This is a genomic window from Luteimicrobium sp. NPDC057192 (genome assembly GCF_042670205.1).
In the GTDB taxonomy this organism is placed as follows: domain Bacteria; phylum Actinomycetota; class Actinomycetes; order Actinomycetales; family Cellulomonadaceae; genus Luteimicrobium.
On sequence record NZ_JBHUWD010000001.1, the window covers coordinates 29,014 to 42,911 of the forward strand.

Sequence of the window (13,898 nt, forward strand, 5' to 3'; positions counted from 1 at the left end):
CAACGTTGATCTTCGGCGGATTCTGTGGCCTCGTGACGGTCAGGAGCGGGCCGGGTCGGTCGCCTTCCCGTCGAGCCAGAGGGTCTCGGACGCGTCGGCGTGCGAGCCCGACGTCCCGACGTGCTTGGCGCTGATCGTCGGGCCGTTCTTCACGACGTGGACGATCGCCATCCCGTGCCCGCGGCCCAGGTCGTACTCTTCCTTGAGCCACTCGAGGACGACGCCGGCCTTCACGGACGGGTCGTCGTAGCCGCGCGCGATCGCCTCGTCGACGATCTCGCGAGGCGTCTTGCCGGTCTTCGTCTCGACGGCGTCGAGGTAGGCCTGGAATGACATGGGTGGATCCTCTGCTCGGGTCGGGCCACGCGGTGCGCGTCGCCGCTTCACCTGGTCCGACCTGCGTCGTCGCCTCAACTCATCGCTGCGACGACGTGCCGGCTCGAGGCCGTGCCTTCTCGACGACGGAGCGCTACGCGACCGGCCGACCTCCGACGACGGTCTCCCGCACCAGCGGTACGCCCGGCCGGTAGGCGAGGTGCACGGCCGACGGCGCGTCGAGCACCGCGTAGTCCGCGCGCGCGCCGACGCGCAGGTGCCCGACGTCGTCCCGGCGCAAGGACGCCGCTCCCCCGGCCGTCGCGGACCAGAGCGCCTCGCGCGGCGTCAGCCGCAGCTCGCGCACGCCGAGCGCGACCACGAACGGCATCGACGACGTGTAGCTGCTGCCCGGGTTGCAGTCGGTCGCGAGCGCGACGGTGACGCCGGCGTCCACCAGGCGGCGCGCGTCGGGGTAGGGCGCGCGGCTCGAGAACTCGACGCCCGGGAGCAGCCCGGCGACGGTCCCGCTGGAGGCGAGCGCGTCGACGTCCGCGTCGGTGAGGTAGGTGCAGTGGTCGGCGGACGCGGCCCCGACCTCGCACGCGACCTGCACCCCCGGCCCGTACCCGAGCTGGTTCGCGTGGACGCGCGGCGCGAGACCTGTGGCGATCCCGGCCCGCAGGACGGCGCGCGCGGCGTCCGCGTCGAACGCGCCCTTCTCGCAGAACACGTCGACCCAGCGGGCGTGCGGCGCGCACGCGTCGAGCATCGGGCCGGTGACGAGGTCGACGTACTCGGCCACGTCGCTCCCCGACGGCACGACGTGCGCCCCGAGGTACGTGGTCTCGTCGGTGTGGCGGCGCGCGATCCGGAGGGCGCGCTCCTCGTCGTGGACCGTGAGGCCGTAGCCGCTCTTGATCTCGACGGTCGTCGTGCCCTGGCGGTGCATCTCGGACAGGTGCCGCCGGACGCCGGCGTCGAGCTCGTGGTCGGCGGCCGCGCGGGTCGCGTCGACCGTCGTGCGGATGCCGCCCGCCCGGTACGGCTCGCCGGCCATGCGGGCCTCGAACTCGGCGGACCTGTCCCCCGCGAACACGAGGTGCGTGTGCGAGTCGACGAAGCCGGGGATCACTGCGGCGCCGCCGACGTCGTCGCGCTCGTCCGCGTCGGGAGCGTCCGCGGCCGCGCCCCACCAGGCGATCCGTCCGTCCTCGACGACGAACGCCGCGCCCGCGAGCACGGGCCGCTCGGCGTCCCAGGTGGTGAGCTCACCGATCCCGGTCACGAGGCGCGCGGTCACACGCGCTCCCAGATCGCGTCGACCGCGGCGGCCAGGTCGGCGGCCACGCGGCCCGGGTCGAGGTCCGGCGGCGGGACGACGTCGGTGGCGGTCGCGGCCCACAGCGGCTCGGTCGCGCCCGCGGTCCGGACGGAGCCCGTGGCGAGCTCGAACGCGTCGGCGCCCGCCGCGAGCACGGGGTCGAAGCCCAGCGAGGCGTACCCGTCGGTCGTCGCCGCGCGGCGCAGCGCGTCCGCCGACCACGACCCGCGGCGCCCGCTCGCCAGCCTCTCGTGCAGCTCCACCGAACGCGCCTCCACGAACGGGTCGATGACCGTGTTGCTGTCCGACCCCAGCGTGGCCCGCACCCCTGCGTCCCGCAGCGCGACGCTCGGGCCGATCCCGTCCGCGAGCTCGGCCTCCGTCGTCGGGCACAGGCAGACCGTGGCACCGGACGCGCCCAGGGTCGCGACGTCGTCGGGCGTGAGGTGTGTGGCGTGGACGGCGGTGGTGCGCGGGGACCAGACGCCCGCGTCCGCCAGCAGCGCGACGGGCGTGCGGCCCGTGGCCGCGAGGCACGCGGCGTTCTCGGCGGGCTGTTCGGACACGTGGACGTGCAGGGGCGCGTCGGACAGCGCCCCCGCGACCGTGGCCAGGTCGGCCTCGGGCACGGCCCGCACGGAATGGATCGCCGCCCCCACGACGACGGCGCCCGCCTCCGCGTACCGCGCCGCCAGGTCCCGGGTCCGCTCCGCCCAGGCGTCGACGGTGCCGTCGGAGAACCGGCGCTGCACGGGGTGGAGCGGCTCGTCGTCGAAGCCGGCGCGCAGGTAGCAGGTGTCGAGCAGGCAGAGCCGCATGCCGACGTCGTGGGCGGCGTCGACGAGCGCGTCGGCCATCGCGTGCCGGTCCGCGTAGGGCGTGCCGCCGGGGGCGTGGTGCACGTAGTGGAACTCGCCGACCGCGCCGATGCCCGCGAGGCGCATCTCGGCGTAGGTCGCGCGGGCGAGGGCGTGCAGGAGGTCCGGATCGAGGACGCCCGCGACCGCGTACATGCGGTCGCGCCAGGCCCAGAACGTGTCGCCGCCGACCTCGCGCCCGCGCAGCGCGCGGTGGAACACGTGGCTGTGGCAGTTCGCGAAGGCGGCGTGCTTCATCCGGCCAGCTCCCGGACCACAGCGGCGAGCGCCTCGACGCCCGCCTCGCAGTCGGCGGCGTCGGCGTGCTCGGACGGCGCGTGGGAGACGCCGGTCGGGTTGCGGACGAACAGCATCGCGGTGGGGAGGCGCGCGGCCAGGATCCCAGCGTCGTGGCCGGCGCCCGTCGGCAGGACGGGCGCGTCGAGGAGCCCGGCGAGCCGGTCCCGGAGCGGGACGTCGAACGTCACGGCACCCGTGACGGACTCGGCCGACGCGTCGACGGTCGTGCCGTCGTCGGCCGCCGCGGACCGGGCCGACGCCACGATCCCCTCGACGAGCCGCTCGAGCTCGCCCTCGTCCGCGGCGCGGGCGTCGAGCCAGGCCGTGACGCGCGACGGGATCGCGTTCGTCCCGTTGGGCGCGACCGCGAGGCGGCCGAAGGTCGCGCGCGCGTCGCCCGCGAGGCGTCGGGCCGCGAGCGCCGTCGCCGCGTACGTGAGCATGGGGTCCAAGCGGTCGCCCATGGGGGTCGCGCCGGCGTGGTTGGCCTCGCCGCAGAAGTCGAGGCGCCAGCGGCCGTGCGGCCAGATCGCGGTCGCGACGCCGACGGCCGCGTCGTCGTGGACGAGCCCGCGGCCCTGCTCGACGTGCAGCTCGACGAACTGCCCGACGCCGGCCAGCCAGTCGGCGGGTCCGGCGGCGCGGGGGTCGCGGCCCTGGGCGCGCATGGCGTCGGCGAGGGTGGTGCCGTCGTCGTCGCGGAGGGCGAGGGCCCGCTCGGGCGTGGTCGCGCCGCTGGCGAGGCGCGACCCGAGGCAGGCGACGCCGAATCGCGCACCCTCCTCGTCGGCGAAGCTCCCGATGACCACCGGCCGGGCGGGCTCGAACCCGGCGGCCCGGAGCCGGTCGACCGCCGCGAACGACGACGCGACGCCGAGCGGACCGTCGAACGCGCCGCCGTCGGGCACGGAGTCGAGGTGCGAGCCGATGAGGAGCGCGTCGTCGCCGGGGCTGCCCGACCAGCGACCCCAGACGGCGAGCCGGTTCCCGTTGCCGTCCTCGACGACCTCGAGCCCGCGCGCGGCGGCCTGGCCGTCGAACCAGTCGCGGAGCGTGAGGTCCTCGGTGGTCCACGCGAACCGCCGGTACCCGCCGGAGCGGGCGCGGCCGACGTCGGCGATGCCGTCGAGCAACGCCGTGGCGGTCGCCGGGGCCGGGCGGATCGCGGGTTCCGGGCGGGTCGCGGGTTCCGGGCGGGTCGCCACGGGCTCAGCCCTCCGTCATCGGGACGCGGAGCCCGCGCTCGCGCGCGACCTCCACCGCCCGCTCGTACCCGGCGTCGACGTGACGCATCACCCCGGTGCCGGGGTCGTTGACGAGCACGCGCGCGATCTTCTCGGCCGCGAGGTCGGTGCCGTCGGCGACGATCACCTGGCCGGCGTGGATGGACCGCCCGATCCCGACGCCGCCGCCGTGGTGGATCGACACCCAGGTCGCGCCCGACGCGGTGTTGAGGAGCGCGTTGAGGAGCGGCCAGTCGGCGATCGCGTCGGAGCCGTCGGCCATGGCCTCGGTCTCGCGGTACGGGGAGGCGACGGAGCCGGAGTCGAGGTGGTCGCGGCCGATCACGACGGGCGCGGACAGCTCGCCCGACGCCACCATCTCGTTGAACCGCAGCCCAGCGAGGTGCCGCTCCTGGTAGCCGAGCCAGCAGATCCGGGCCGGCAGGCCCTCGAAGTGGACCTTCTCCCCGGCCTGCGTGATCCAGCGGCACAGGTGCTCGTCGTCCGGGAAGAGGTCGAGGATCGCGCGGTCCGTCGCGGCGATGTCCGCGGGGTCGCCCGAGAGCGCGGCCCACCGGAACGGGCCCTTGCCCTCGCAGAACAGCGGCCGGATGTACGCGGGGACGAACCCGGGGAACGCGAACGCCCGGTCGTACCCGCCGAGCCGCGCCTCCTCCCGGATCGAGTTGCCGTAGTCGAAGACCTCGGCACCCGCGTCCTGGAACCCGACCATCGCGGCGACGTGCCGGGCCATCGACGCCCGCGCGCGCTCGGTGAAGGCCTCGGGGTCGCGCGAGGCCTCGTCCTTCCACTCCTCGACCTTGGTGCCCACGGGCAGGTAGGCGAGGGGGTCGTGGGCGCTGGTCTGGTCCGTGACGACGTCGATCGGGAGCCCGTCCGCGAGCGCCCGCGGGAAGACCTCGGCCGCGTTCCCGACGAGCCCGACCGACAGCGCACGTCCCTCCGCCTTGGCCCGGAGCACCTGGGCGACGGCGTCGTCGTAGGAGTCCGTGGCGCCGTCGAGGTAGCCGTGCTCGACGCGGCGGCGCAGGCGGGCCTCGTCGACGTCGACGATCAGCACGACGCCGCCGTTCATGGTGACCGCGAGCGGCTGCGCGCCGCCCATGCCGCCGCACCCGGCGGTGAGGGTCAGCGTCCCGGCGAGGCTGCCGCCGAACCGCTTGCGCGCGACGGCGCCGAACGTCTCGTAGGTGCCCTGGAGGATTCCCTGGGTGCCGATGTAGATCCACGACCCGGCCGTCATCTGCCCGTACATCGTGAGGCCCTCGGCCTCGAGTCGGCGGAACTCGGGCCAGGTCGCCCAGTCGCCCACGAGGTTCGAGTTCGCGATGAGGACGCGCGGCGCCCAGGCGTGCGTCCGGAAGACGCCGACCGGCTTGCCGGACTGCACCAGGAGGGTCTCGTCGTCGTCGAGGGTGCGCAGGGTGCGGACGATCGCGTCGAACGCCTCCCAGCTGCGCGCGGCGCGGCCGGTCCCGCCGTAGACGACGAGGTCCTCGGGGCGCTCCGCGACCTCGGGGTCGAGGTTGTTCATGAGCATGCGGAGCGGCGCCTCGGTCTGCCAGGACTTGGCGGACAGCGTGGTGCCGCGCGGGGCGCGGACGGGCGGGTGCGTCATGAGGTGTGCTCCGTTCCGGTCGGGTTTCCCGTGGGTGCTGGTCCGGTGGGTGCTGCGGCCGCCGTCGGGAGGCCGGCGGCCGCGAATGCGGCGGCGACGAGCTCGCCCGAGCGGACGAGATCGGTCGTGGCGTCGATCTCGGGGGCGAGGAAGCGGTCGGGACCGGGTCCGAGGGCCACCTGGCGTAGCCGCGCGATCGCGGCGCCCGTCGCGCGGCCGGGCCGCAGCGGGGATCGCAGCTCGATCCCGCGGGCGGCGGTGAGGATCTCGATCGCGAGGACCCGGGTGAGCCCGTCGACGGCGCGGCGCAGCTTGCGCGCCGCGGACCACCCCATCGAAACGTGGTCCTCCTGGAGCGCGCTCGACGGGATCGAGTCGACGCTCGCGGGGACGGCGAGGCGCTTGAGCTCGGACACGATCGCGGCCTGCGTGTACTGGGCGATCATGAGGCCGGAGTCGACGCCGGGGTCGTCGGCGAGGAAGGGCGGCAGCCCGCGGTTGCGCGCGACGTCGAGGAAACGGTCGGTCCGGCGCTCGCTCATGCTGGCGACGTCGGCGACGGGGATCGCGAGGAAGTCCAGCACATAGGCGAGCGGGGCGCCGTGGAAGTTGCCGTGCGACTCGACGCGGCCGTCGGGGAGGACGGACGGGTTGTCGATGGCGGCTTCGAGCTCGCGGCCGGCGACCGAGCGCGCGTGCGCGATGGTGTCGCGGAGGCCGCCCGCGACCTGCGGGGAGCACCGGAGCGAGTAGGCGTCCTGCACGACGCCGTCGCCGTGGCGGTGGCTCGCGACAATCGGCGACCCGGCGAGCAGTGCGCGCAGGTGGGCGGCCGAGACTGATTGGCCGGCCTGGGGCCGCAGCGCCTGGAGGTCGGCGGCGAAGACGCGGTCCGTGCCGAGCTGGCCCTCCACGGAAAGGGCCGCGGCGAGGTCGGCGGTGTCGGCGAGCCGGTCGAGGTCGTGCAGCGCGAGGAGGAGCATCCCGAGCATGCCGTCGGTCCCGTTGATGAGGGCCAGGCCCTCCTTCTCGGCGAGCTCGACGGGCACCAGGCCGTGGTCGGCGAGAGCCTCCGCCGCGGGGCGGAGGACGCCGTCGTCGACGACGTCCCCCTCCCCCATCAGCGCGAGCGCGCAGTGCGCGAGGGGCGCGAGGTCGCCCGAGCAGCCCAGGCTGCCGTGCTCGTGGACGACGGGCACGAGGCCGCTGCTGAGCAGGGCGGCGTACGCGTCGGCAGTCTCGAGCCGGACGCCGGTGCGGCCGGTCGCGAGCGTCGAGAGCCGGAGGAGCATGAGCGCGCGGACGACCTCGTCCTCGACGCGCGGCCCCGTACCAGCCGCGTGCGAGCGGATGAGGCTGCGCTGCAGCCGGGCGCGGTCGGCGGGCGCGATGTGCCGGGTTGCGAGGGCGCCGAACCCGGTCGAGACGCCGTAGACGGGCTCGTCGCTCGCCGCCAGGCGGTCGACGACGGCGCGTGAGGCCGCGACCGCCTCACGGGCGTCGGGGGCGAGGGCGACGGGGACGCCCTCACGGGCGACGGCGACCACGTCGGCGGGATCGAGAGGGCCCGTGCCGACGAGCACGGTCCGGGTAGCAACGGTTTCCACAGCACCATGGAAACGCGCGGAAGCGTGCGGATCCCAGGCATCGGAGAGTGATCAAGTCTCGGATCCGAGACAACAGAGCAGCGCGCAGAGGTCCAAGAGCTCATAGCCCGCTCGCCGCACGTCCCAGTGCGGGTCGTTCGCGGCATGGGGGACTGTCGGCACCGCGGACGGCATATCGAGATGACCGCGGGGCCGGCCCGAGGCCTCAGCGTCGCGCCGCGCGTACCTGGGCCGCGAGGTCCACCATGTCCTCTTCGGTCAGCAGAAATGGCGCGACGCAGTACTCGAAGTAGTCGCGCTGCTCGCGTGGGGTCCACTCGTCCCAACGCGCCGAGGCTGCTACCCGCCGGACCACGACCCGACGCTCGGCAGTGCGGCCGGACCACTCTCGCCACCTCCGCCACCCGGCAGCTCGGCGCACGTCCCCCGCCCGGTCACAGTCGTCGATCAGCGCAGCGAGCACCTTAGATGACGCCTGCGCGAGGAACGGGCTGCCGAAGTACGGTCCTGGCACGTCGTCGTTCTCGTCGAACTTCAACCGGACAAGTGAGGCAAGCGTCGCTTCACACTCCTGAATGCTGAGCTCAATACCCATAGTCACCTTCACACCCAGATGGTTTGCTGCCAGCACACGCAGCCGCGGTGAGCACCTTCTCCACGAAGCCGGCACCCATGAGGCCCTCCTTTGGACCCTGCTCGACCGCGCCAGAAGGAATCTCCTCTACCCGGACCAGCCTGTTCGGGTCGTCGTCGTCATAGGTGACCTTGAGCGATCGCCCGGTCAGCTCCTCATAGCGAACGAATGCTGGCATCGGCAAGGCATCCCGGTCCCAGTCCCGATCTCGTCCGAGTAGGCGCCACCTACCCTGCTTCAAGCCCAGGTGACCGAACTTCCCCACCAAGACAGCGTCATCCGGCGCAAGCCCCTGCGCTTCAGTAAGGGATGGGAGCTCGTCGCGCCACGGACCGAAGAAGTACCCGAACAGGACGCCGTCTCTGTTCGCTCGAGCCACCAGGCCTAGCGCGAAGCCGCCATCACGTAGCGGAACCGCGAACCAGTGACCCTCTCGATAGTTGACTCTCGCCATCTCGACCCAATCCAATCCATTGGAGGAAGTCCGAAGGGGACTGCATATACAAGTCTCGGCACGCGCTGAAGGGCCCAGCGCAAGAGATTCTTGCAGCCGTCCTTGGTGCCCTGGGCGGCGACAGGTCCGCCGCACGGTTGTGGTCCGGCACCTTGCGGTGGCAACCAGCTAATCGGAACCGAGTTGCACACCCTCCACCACGCCCGCTGAAGCGAAAAGCCCGGCGGACACGCCATGCACGGTCGCGCCAAGATCGTCACGCGTCGCCGTCAGACCGCAGACTCAAGCCCATCTAGGACCGACTCGAGCCGCTGGCCGATTAGCTGAATGCCTTCGACCACAACCCGGGCTGGCTCCATGAACTCGAGCACGACGGCTGAGCCGTCCTCGGCATAGGTAACTGTGACACCCGCTTCTACAAACTGGTCCGACTCGCCACTCAGAGGCGCGCGACGGAAGGATCGCCAAGTGCCCAATGCCCGCCGCACCTCGGCCCTGTCAGCGCCGACGCCGACGATATCAGTCGCAGCATTGCTGACGATGACGAAATCCATGCTCTCTCACGATCCGCCCATGGGACCAAAGACGCACAATCGCGGGCCGACGGGCAAGTCAACTCAGCATGAGACCGATCCCAAGACACCGAAGGGCGAGGCGATCGCCACGGTCACGACGCCCTTACGGCGCGCCAGTGTCCTGCTCGCCGTCCAGGAAGCTGCCTGTTGCGACGAGCTTGTTGCCCTCGAAGAGTTTCACCGATGTGGCGCCGATAAAGGTGGCCCCCGTGTGTTCGGGAGACAGGAGCCTGATCCGGACCTCGACCTCCTCACCAAGAGGAAGGACATCGAGACCGGCGCTGCTCTCGATCACACAGGAGGACTGGAACTGTCCGAGCGCGATCTGGGACCGCACCCCGGAGACCGGCGCGGACAGCCGACCCCCTTCCTCGGTCGTACGGTATCTGATCCGAGCAGGGCGCACCTCGGTAAAGTCAGAACGCACGCTCGATCCCTCTGAGGCCGGCGTGGACCGGGTCACTCTGCATTCCGGGCTGCGTGGAGTCGACGCCGTTCCTGTTCGCGGGTCAGAGCGCACGTCCGCCTGCGCTGGCCGCGGACTGATCGCATCCGCAGGGCAGCCTTCGCGTGCGGGCGCCTCTCCCTCATCGGACAGTCGCAACCAGAAGCCCGCGCCCATGGGCTTCCAATTGAACCGGTCGAGTTCCTTCAACGAGCGTTCGAGCCAGCGCGTGGCTGAACCCGTCCAGTCCTCAAACCCGCTCTCTCCCAGGTCACCTGGGACCAACAGCCCTTCGCGATACACGTGATCCAACAGGCGTCGGACTGCTGCACGCCCCGCAGCAGAGAGATCACCATGAGCGCCTTCCCAAGTCACCTCGTCCAGCGAGATCCAGTCATCGAGACCCGCCCAAAGAAGGGCGCGGATCGCCGCGTCGTCACTTCCCAAGATGCAAGCACTCTCCTAGCGAACGCACATTTATTGGCACACGTACGCACCACCACCCCCATAAGGCGTGGCCCAGGGCGTTCGCACGAGAGCCGGCAGATCAGGATGGTCACACCAATTATCTGCCCAGATATTTCGCTGACAAGAGCAGCTTTCTGGCACTCTCAGATTAAACGTCAGATCAGGTCACAGCTGTGTTGTTTGGGGCCTACCGTCTGTGTGGGCATCAAAGGTCAGCACCCGTGGCTCCCCACGCGCGACTATGGAGAGGTGCCCCGTCCTGTGCCTGCCGCGACCGCGACGCTCCGCGTCCTGCGGTACCTGTCGACGCGCCCGTCGCCGGTCCCGGCCGCCGCGATCGCATCCCACCTCGACCTCCCCCGCTCGACGACCTACCACCTGCTCACGGCCATGGCCGCGGAGTCGTTCGTCGTGCACTACCCGGAGGACCGGACGTGGGGCGTCGGGCTCGCGGCGTGGGAGGTCGGGCAGGGCTACAGCCGTCAGGAGGGACTCGCCCGCCTGGCGCGGCTGCCGCTCGCCCGGCTCGTCGACGAGGTCGGGCACTCGTCGCACCTCGCCGTGCTGCACGGGTCGGACGTCGTCTACATCCTCGAGGAGCGCGCACCCGGACGACCGCCGCTCGTCACGGACGTGGGGGTGCGGCTGCCGGCGCACCTCACGGCGTCGGGGCGCGCCGTCCTCGCGGCCCTGCCCGCGTCCCAGGTGCGCGCGCTCTACCCCGACCGCTCGGCGTTCACGGACCGCACCGGCCTCGGCCCGACGACGCCGGCCCAGCTCCGCGCCGTCCTCGTCGACACCCGGCGCCGCGGGTACGCCGTGGAGGACGGCGAGGTCACGCTCGGCTTCCGGTCCGTCGCCGTCGTGGTCGACTCGCCCGACGTGCGGGCCGCCGTCGCCGTGACCTGGGAGGGCCGGCAGGAGGTCGACACCGAGCGGATCGTCGGCGCGCTGCAGCGCACGGCGGAGAAGGTCGCCGACCGGCTCCGTTGACCCCGGCGTCTCGCTCAACCGTCGAGCGTCGCCCGATCCCACGCCTTGGCCAGGGCAGGAAGAACCTCGGACAGCCACACGAGCTCGTACGAGATTCGGTCAGGCTCGCGCTCCTGAAGGTCGTCGAGAGAGAACGACACCTGGCCGATCGTCAGCTCCGGCGGGTCCTCAAGGACCTCGTTCCGGGCGTCGTGCGGAACGCTCCAGAAGTAGTCGAACTCCGTGACTTCGACCTCGTCACCGACCTCGGCTCGCAACGCGGCGAGCAGGTGGTTCGTAACCGCTTCAAGCTGCTTCAGGTCGACGACGACGCCCCGCGTGGACGGCATGGAAACTTCCCTCCTCGAGCCTCGAGGGCTCCGCGTTCCTGGCTGGTTCTCCGACGGCCAGAGGCACAACCAGCCACCAGATCTTCGACCCCTACTAGTGCACGGCCAAGTTGATTGAGTGACGCCCGGCGGACCTCTCCAACCAGACACGTTGTCATGCGAGCCGCCCGAATCCGAGTCCGACCCCCGAACGCGAGCTGCGGTCACGCTTGGTCGACGCCCGTCGAGACGGCGCGGACGGGCGGGAGGACGTTGTCGGAGCCGGTCCGCGGGGCGAGCTGCGTCACGGCGCGCGGCATCGGTCCGACGACCACCACCGTCGTGGACGACCCCGCAGTCACCGCGGCGAACGACGCGACGGACGGGACGTCGTCGGGCAGGGGGACGGTGTGCGCTCCGGCGTCGAGCCGTACGTCGAGCACGCGGAGGGACGCGCTCGTGGGCTCGGGCGGCGTCATGGACACGGCCCACGACGCCTCGACGACGACGTCCGCGGGGGCCTCGAGGGTGAACGCGAGCGCCCGGGTGTCGGGGTCGTAGTCGACGGCTGCGCCTGGCGACATGGCGGCGCGGACCTGCGCGGCGATGAGCCCCGCGATCCCCGCGAGCCCCTGCACGACCGTGACCCGCGGGTTGAGCGCAGTGACGTCGCGGCGGAGCTGCTCCTTGGCGTCGGCGGGGACCATCCCACCGAACACGAGGACGTCGACAGCGCGCGCGTCGTAGTCGTCGAGGACGCTGCCGAACTGGTTGGTGGCGTCGGCGTCGAAGCCGTCGGCGCGGAGGGCGTCGACGGCGCCCTCGAGCACGCTCGGGCTGCGGCCGACGACGAGGACGCGTGCCCCCGCGCTCGGGGATGAGGTGGTCATGGGTCCGGCCTTCCGTCGTGATGTTGGCCCTTCCAACATTCCCTACCGTAGCGAGTGTTGGCGCCACCCACAAGAGCTAGGCTCGACCCGTGACCACCCACCACGGCGCCGCTGACACCCCTGCGCGACTCGAGACCCGCGCGACCTGGCGCGTCAGCCGGATGCACGCCCGGGTGTCGCACCTTCTCGGCGTCGCGTTCGGCGCGCACGGCAACGGCCTGCGCAGCTACCACTACCGCCTCCTCGCGGCGCTCGAGCAGTGGGGCGACATGAGCCAGGCCGACCTGGGCCGGCGCACCGGGATCGACCGCAGCGACGTGACCGGCGCGCTCGGAGACCTCGAACCCCGCGGGCTCGTCGTCCGCTCCCCCGACCCGACCCACGGGCGCCGCAAGATCGTCGCCATCACGCCCGACGGCGTCGCGCGGCTCGGCGAGCTCGACGTCGTGATCGACGGGGTGCAGGAGGAGTTCCTCGCCCCCCTCACCCCGGCGCAGCGGCGCGAGTTCCTCGACCTCGCCGCCCGCCTCGCGGACAGCGCACCCGCCGGCGACGCCTGACCAGTCACCGATCGCCCGCCGAGATCGAGGGTTCGGCGCCGAACACGAGGCCGGCGCCCTCGATCTCGACGGAAAGCCCTCGATCTCGGCGACCTGGCCCCTTGCGCCACGCGCCGTCGCACCCGAAGGTCGAGACGTGCCGCTGACGCTTGACGACCTCAACCGCGCCACCCTCGCCCGCCAGCTCCTGCTCGCGCGCGAGCCGGTCACCGTCCCCGAAGCGGTCCGCCGGATCGGCGCGCTCCAGGCCCAGGAGCCCGCGTCCCCGTACGTCGCGCTGTGGAACCGGGTCGACGGCTTCGACCCAGCCGCCCTCGACGCCGCGTTCGCGGACGGCTCGGTGGTGCGCGCCACGCTCATGCGGATCACGTTCCACGCCGTCCACGCCGACGACTGGGCACCGTTCCACCGCGCCGTCACCGATCCCCTCCGGCGCTCGCGCCTCGGCGACCGCCGCTTCCTCCCCGCCGGCCTGACCATCCCCGAGGCGAACGCGCTCCGCGACGTGCTGCTCGCGTTCACCGACGAGCCCCGCACCCAGGACGAGATCCTCGCGTTCCTCACGGACCACCTCGCCGACCCGGAACGCGCCAAGGCGGCCTGGTGGGCGCTGCGCACCTTCGCGCCGCTCCGGTACGTCCCGACCGGCCCGCCGTGGTCCTACGACCCCCGGCGCCGCACCCTCCACGCCCTCGCTCCCACCGCCGTGGACGCGATACCGCCCGGCGACGACCCCGCCGTCGTGCACCTCCTGCGCCGCTACCTCGCGGCGTTCGGGCCGGCGTCGGAGGCGGACTTCGGGCAGTTCACGATGCTCCGGCGCCCGTTCACCGGGCCGGCGCTCGCCGCGCTGCGCCACGAGCTCGTGGAGCTCGAGGGCCCGGGCGGTGCGCTGCTCTTCGACCTGCCCGATGCCCCACGCCCGCCGGCCACGACCCCGGCGCCCCCGCGCCTCCTCGGGATGTGGGACGACGTCCTGCTCGCGCACCGCGACCGCACGCGCCTCCTCCCGGCCGGGTACGCGGCGCACGTCCTGCGGCGCAACGGCGACGCGCTCGCGACGCTCCTCGTGGACGGGCGGGTCGCCGGGGTGTGGCGCACCGTCGCGGACGGGATCGAGGCGACCGCGTTCCACCCCCTGCCCGACGACGTCTGGGCAGCCCTCGACACCGAGGCCCGGAGCCTCCGCGCGCTGCTCGCGGACCGGCAGCCGCTCGTCTTCGGGCGCTACGAGCACTGGTGGCCCACGCTGCCAGCGGCGCAGGTCCGGTTGCTCGGTACCTGACGACGCCCGAGGATCGAGCGC

At 72.7% G+C, this 13,898-nt stretch carries 15 protein-coding genes; 3 read left to right on the top strand and 12 right to left on the bottom strand.

Features of this window, described 5'->3' with window-relative positions; translation table 11 throughout:
• Nucleotides 1-39: 39 nt before the first annotated feature.
• From ACFT5B_RS00160 to ACFT5B_RS00205, 10 genes are all read right to left on the bottom strand, one after another.
• Nucleotides 40-336: a DUF4287 domain-containing protein gene (locus ACFT5B_RS00160; protein WP_386795946.1), complete on the bottom strand. Its 297-nt coding sequence runs from the start codon at nucleotides 334-336 to the stop codon at nucleotides 40-42.
• A 133-nt stretch (nucleotides 337-469) separates the two neighbouring features.
• Entirely contained in the window at nucleotides 470-1,618 is a 1,149-nt protein-coding gene (gene hutI / locus ACFT5B_RS00165) for an imidazolonepropionase (protein WP_386795947.1), read from the bottom strand.
• Nucleotides 1,615-2,754 (bottom strand): formimidoylglutamate deiminase, encoded by a 1,140-nt coding sequence (locus tag ACFT5B_RS00170; protein ID WP_386795948.1) that lies wholly within the window; start codon nucleotides 2,752-2,754, stop codon nucleotides 1,615-1,617. Before ACFT5B_RS00170 ends, hutI begins: the two co-directional genes overlap by 4 nt.
• Entirely contained in the window at nucleotides 2,751-4,001 is a 1,251-nt protein-coding gene (locus ACFT5B_RS00175; RefSeq protein ID WP_386795949.1) for an allantoate amidohydrolase, read from the bottom strand. The genes ACFT5B_RS00170 and ACFT5B_RS00175 overlap by 4 nt, the downstream gene beginning before the upstream one ends.
• Before the next feature lie 4 nt (nucleotides 4,002-4,005).
• Nucleotides 4,006-5,658 carry a urocanate hydratase gene (gene hutU, locus ACFT5B_RS00180; RefSeq protein ID WP_386795950.1) on the bottom strand — a complete coding sequence of 551 codons (1,653 nt, stop codon included), beginning with the start codon at nucleotides 5,656-5,658 and terminating at the stop codon, nucleotides 4,006-4,008.
• Nucleotides 5,655-7,265, bottom strand: a complete 1,611-nt coding sequence (gene hutH / locus ACFT5B_RS00185; RefSeq protein ID WP_386795951.1) for a histidine ammonia-lyase — start codon at nucleotides 7,263-7,265, stop codon at nucleotides 5,655-5,657. The genes hutU and hutH overlap by 4 nt, the downstream gene beginning before the upstream one ends.
• A 205-nt stretch (nucleotides 7,266-7,470) precedes the next feature.
• Nucleotides 7,471-7,872, bottom strand: coding sequence for a hypothetical protein (locus ACFT5B_RS00190; protein WP_386795952.1), 402 nt, complete (start codon nucleotides 7,870-7,872; stop codon nucleotides 7,471-7,473).
• Nucleotides 7,850-8,353 carry an Imm26 family immunity protein gene (locus ACFT5B_RS00195; RefSeq protein ID WP_386795953.1) on the bottom strand — a complete coding sequence of 168 codons (504 nt, stop codon included), beginning with the start codon at nucleotides 8,351-8,353 and terminating at the stop codon, nucleotides 7,850-7,852. The genes ACFT5B_RS00190 and ACFT5B_RS00195 overlap by 23 nt, the downstream gene beginning before the upstream one ends.
• 269 nt (nucleotides 8,354-8,622) lie before the next feature.
• Nucleotides 8,623-8,907 (bottom strand): hypothetical protein, encoded by a 285-nt coding sequence (locus ACFT5B_RS00200; RefSeq protein ID WP_386795954.1) that lies wholly within the window; start codon nucleotides 8,905-8,907, stop codon nucleotides 8,623-8,625.
• Between the two features lie 124 nt (nucleotides 8,908-9,031).
• Nucleotides 9,032-9,820: a hypothetical protein gene (locus ACFT5B_RS00205; RefSeq protein WP_386795955.1), complete on the bottom strand. Its 789-nt coding sequence runs from the start codon at nucleotides 9,818-9,820 to the stop codon at nucleotides 9,032-9,034.
• A 270-nt stretch (nucleotides 9,821-10,090) separates the two neighbouring features.
• On the opposite strand from ACFT5B_RS00205, the gene ACFT5B_RS00210 reads away from it, so the two are divergent.
• Nucleotides 10,091-10,834, top strand: a complete 744-nt coding sequence (locus ACFT5B_RS00210; RefSeq protein ID WP_386795956.1) for an IclR family transcriptional regulator — start codon at nucleotides 10,091-10,093, stop codon at nucleotides 10,832-10,834.
• A 14-nt stretch (nucleotides 10,835-10,848) separates the two neighbouring features.
• On the opposite strand, the gene ACFT5B_RS00215 is transcribed toward ACFT5B_RS00210, so the two are convergent.
• Nucleotides 10,849-11,163 carry a hypothetical protein gene (locus tag ACFT5B_RS00215; RefSeq protein ID WP_386795957.1) on the bottom strand — a complete coding sequence of 105 codons (315 nt, stop codon included), beginning with the start codon at nucleotides 11,161-11,163 and terminating at the stop codon, nucleotides 10,849-10,851.
• A 203-nt stretch (nucleotides 11,164-11,366) separates the two neighbouring features.
• The gene (locus tag ACFT5B_RS00220; RefSeq protein WP_386795958.1) at nucleotides 11,367-12,032 is read right to left on the bottom strand and encodes a hypothetical protein; all 666 of its coding nucleotides are present in this window, start codon (nucleotides 12,030-12,032) and stop codon (nucleotides 11,367-11,369) included.
• A gap of 89 nt (nucleotides 12,033-12,121) precedes the next feature.
• Here ACFT5B_RS00220 and ACFT5B_RS00225 point away from each other — a divergent pair, with 89 nt between their 5' ends.
• Together ACFT5B_RS00225 and ACFT5B_RS00230 are read left to right on the top strand one after the other, a co-directional pair.
• Nucleotides 12,122-12,592: a MarR family winged helix-turn-helix transcriptional regulator gene (locus ACFT5B_RS00225; RefSeq protein ID WP_386795959.1), complete on the top strand. Its 471-nt coding sequence runs from the start codon at nucleotides 12,122-12,124 to the stop codon at nucleotides 12,590-12,592.
• Nucleotides 12,593-12,728: 136 nt separating this feature from the next.
• The gene (locus ACFT5B_RS00230) at nucleotides 12,729-13,877 is read left to right on the top strand and encodes a winged helix DNA-binding domain-containing protein (RefSeq protein ID WP_386795960.1); all 1,149 of its coding nucleotides are present in this window, start codon (nucleotides 12,729-12,731) and stop codon (nucleotides 13,875-13,877) included.
• Nucleotides 13,878-13,898 lie beyond the last annotated feature (21 nt).

Excerpts from the sequence above, each read along its gene's own strand:
- ACFT5B_RS00160 (WP_386795946.1), bottom strand. The coding sequence starts at position 336 with ATGTCATTCCAGGCCTACCTCGACGCCGTCGAGACGAAGACCGGCAAG.
- ACFT5B_RS00220 (WP_386795958.1), bottom strand. The coding sequence starts at position 12,032 with ATGACCACCTCATCCCCGAGCGCGGGGGCACGCGTCCTCGTCGTCGGC.
- ACFT5B_RS00195 (WP_386795953.1), bottom strand. The coding sequence starts at position 8,353 with ATGGCGAGAGTCAACTATCGAGAGGGTCACTGGTTCGCGGTTCCGCTA.
- ACFT5B_RS00170 (WP_386795948.1), bottom strand. The coding sequence starts at position 2,754 with ATGAAGCACGCCGCCTTCGCGAACTGCCACAGCCACGTGTTCCACCGC.
- ACFT5B_RS00215 (WP_386795957.1), bottom strand. The coding sequence starts at position 11,163 with ATGCCGTCCACGCGGGGCGTCGTCGTCGACCTGAAGCAGCTTGAAGCG.
- ACFT5B_RS00200 (WP_386795954.1), bottom strand. The coding sequence starts at position 8,907 with ATGGATTTCGTCATCGTCAGCAATGCTGCGACTGATATCGTCGGCGTC.
- hutU (WP_386795950.1), bottom strand. The coding sequence starts at position 5,658 with ATGACGCACCCGCCCGTCCGCGCCCCGCGCGGCACCACGCTGTCCGCC.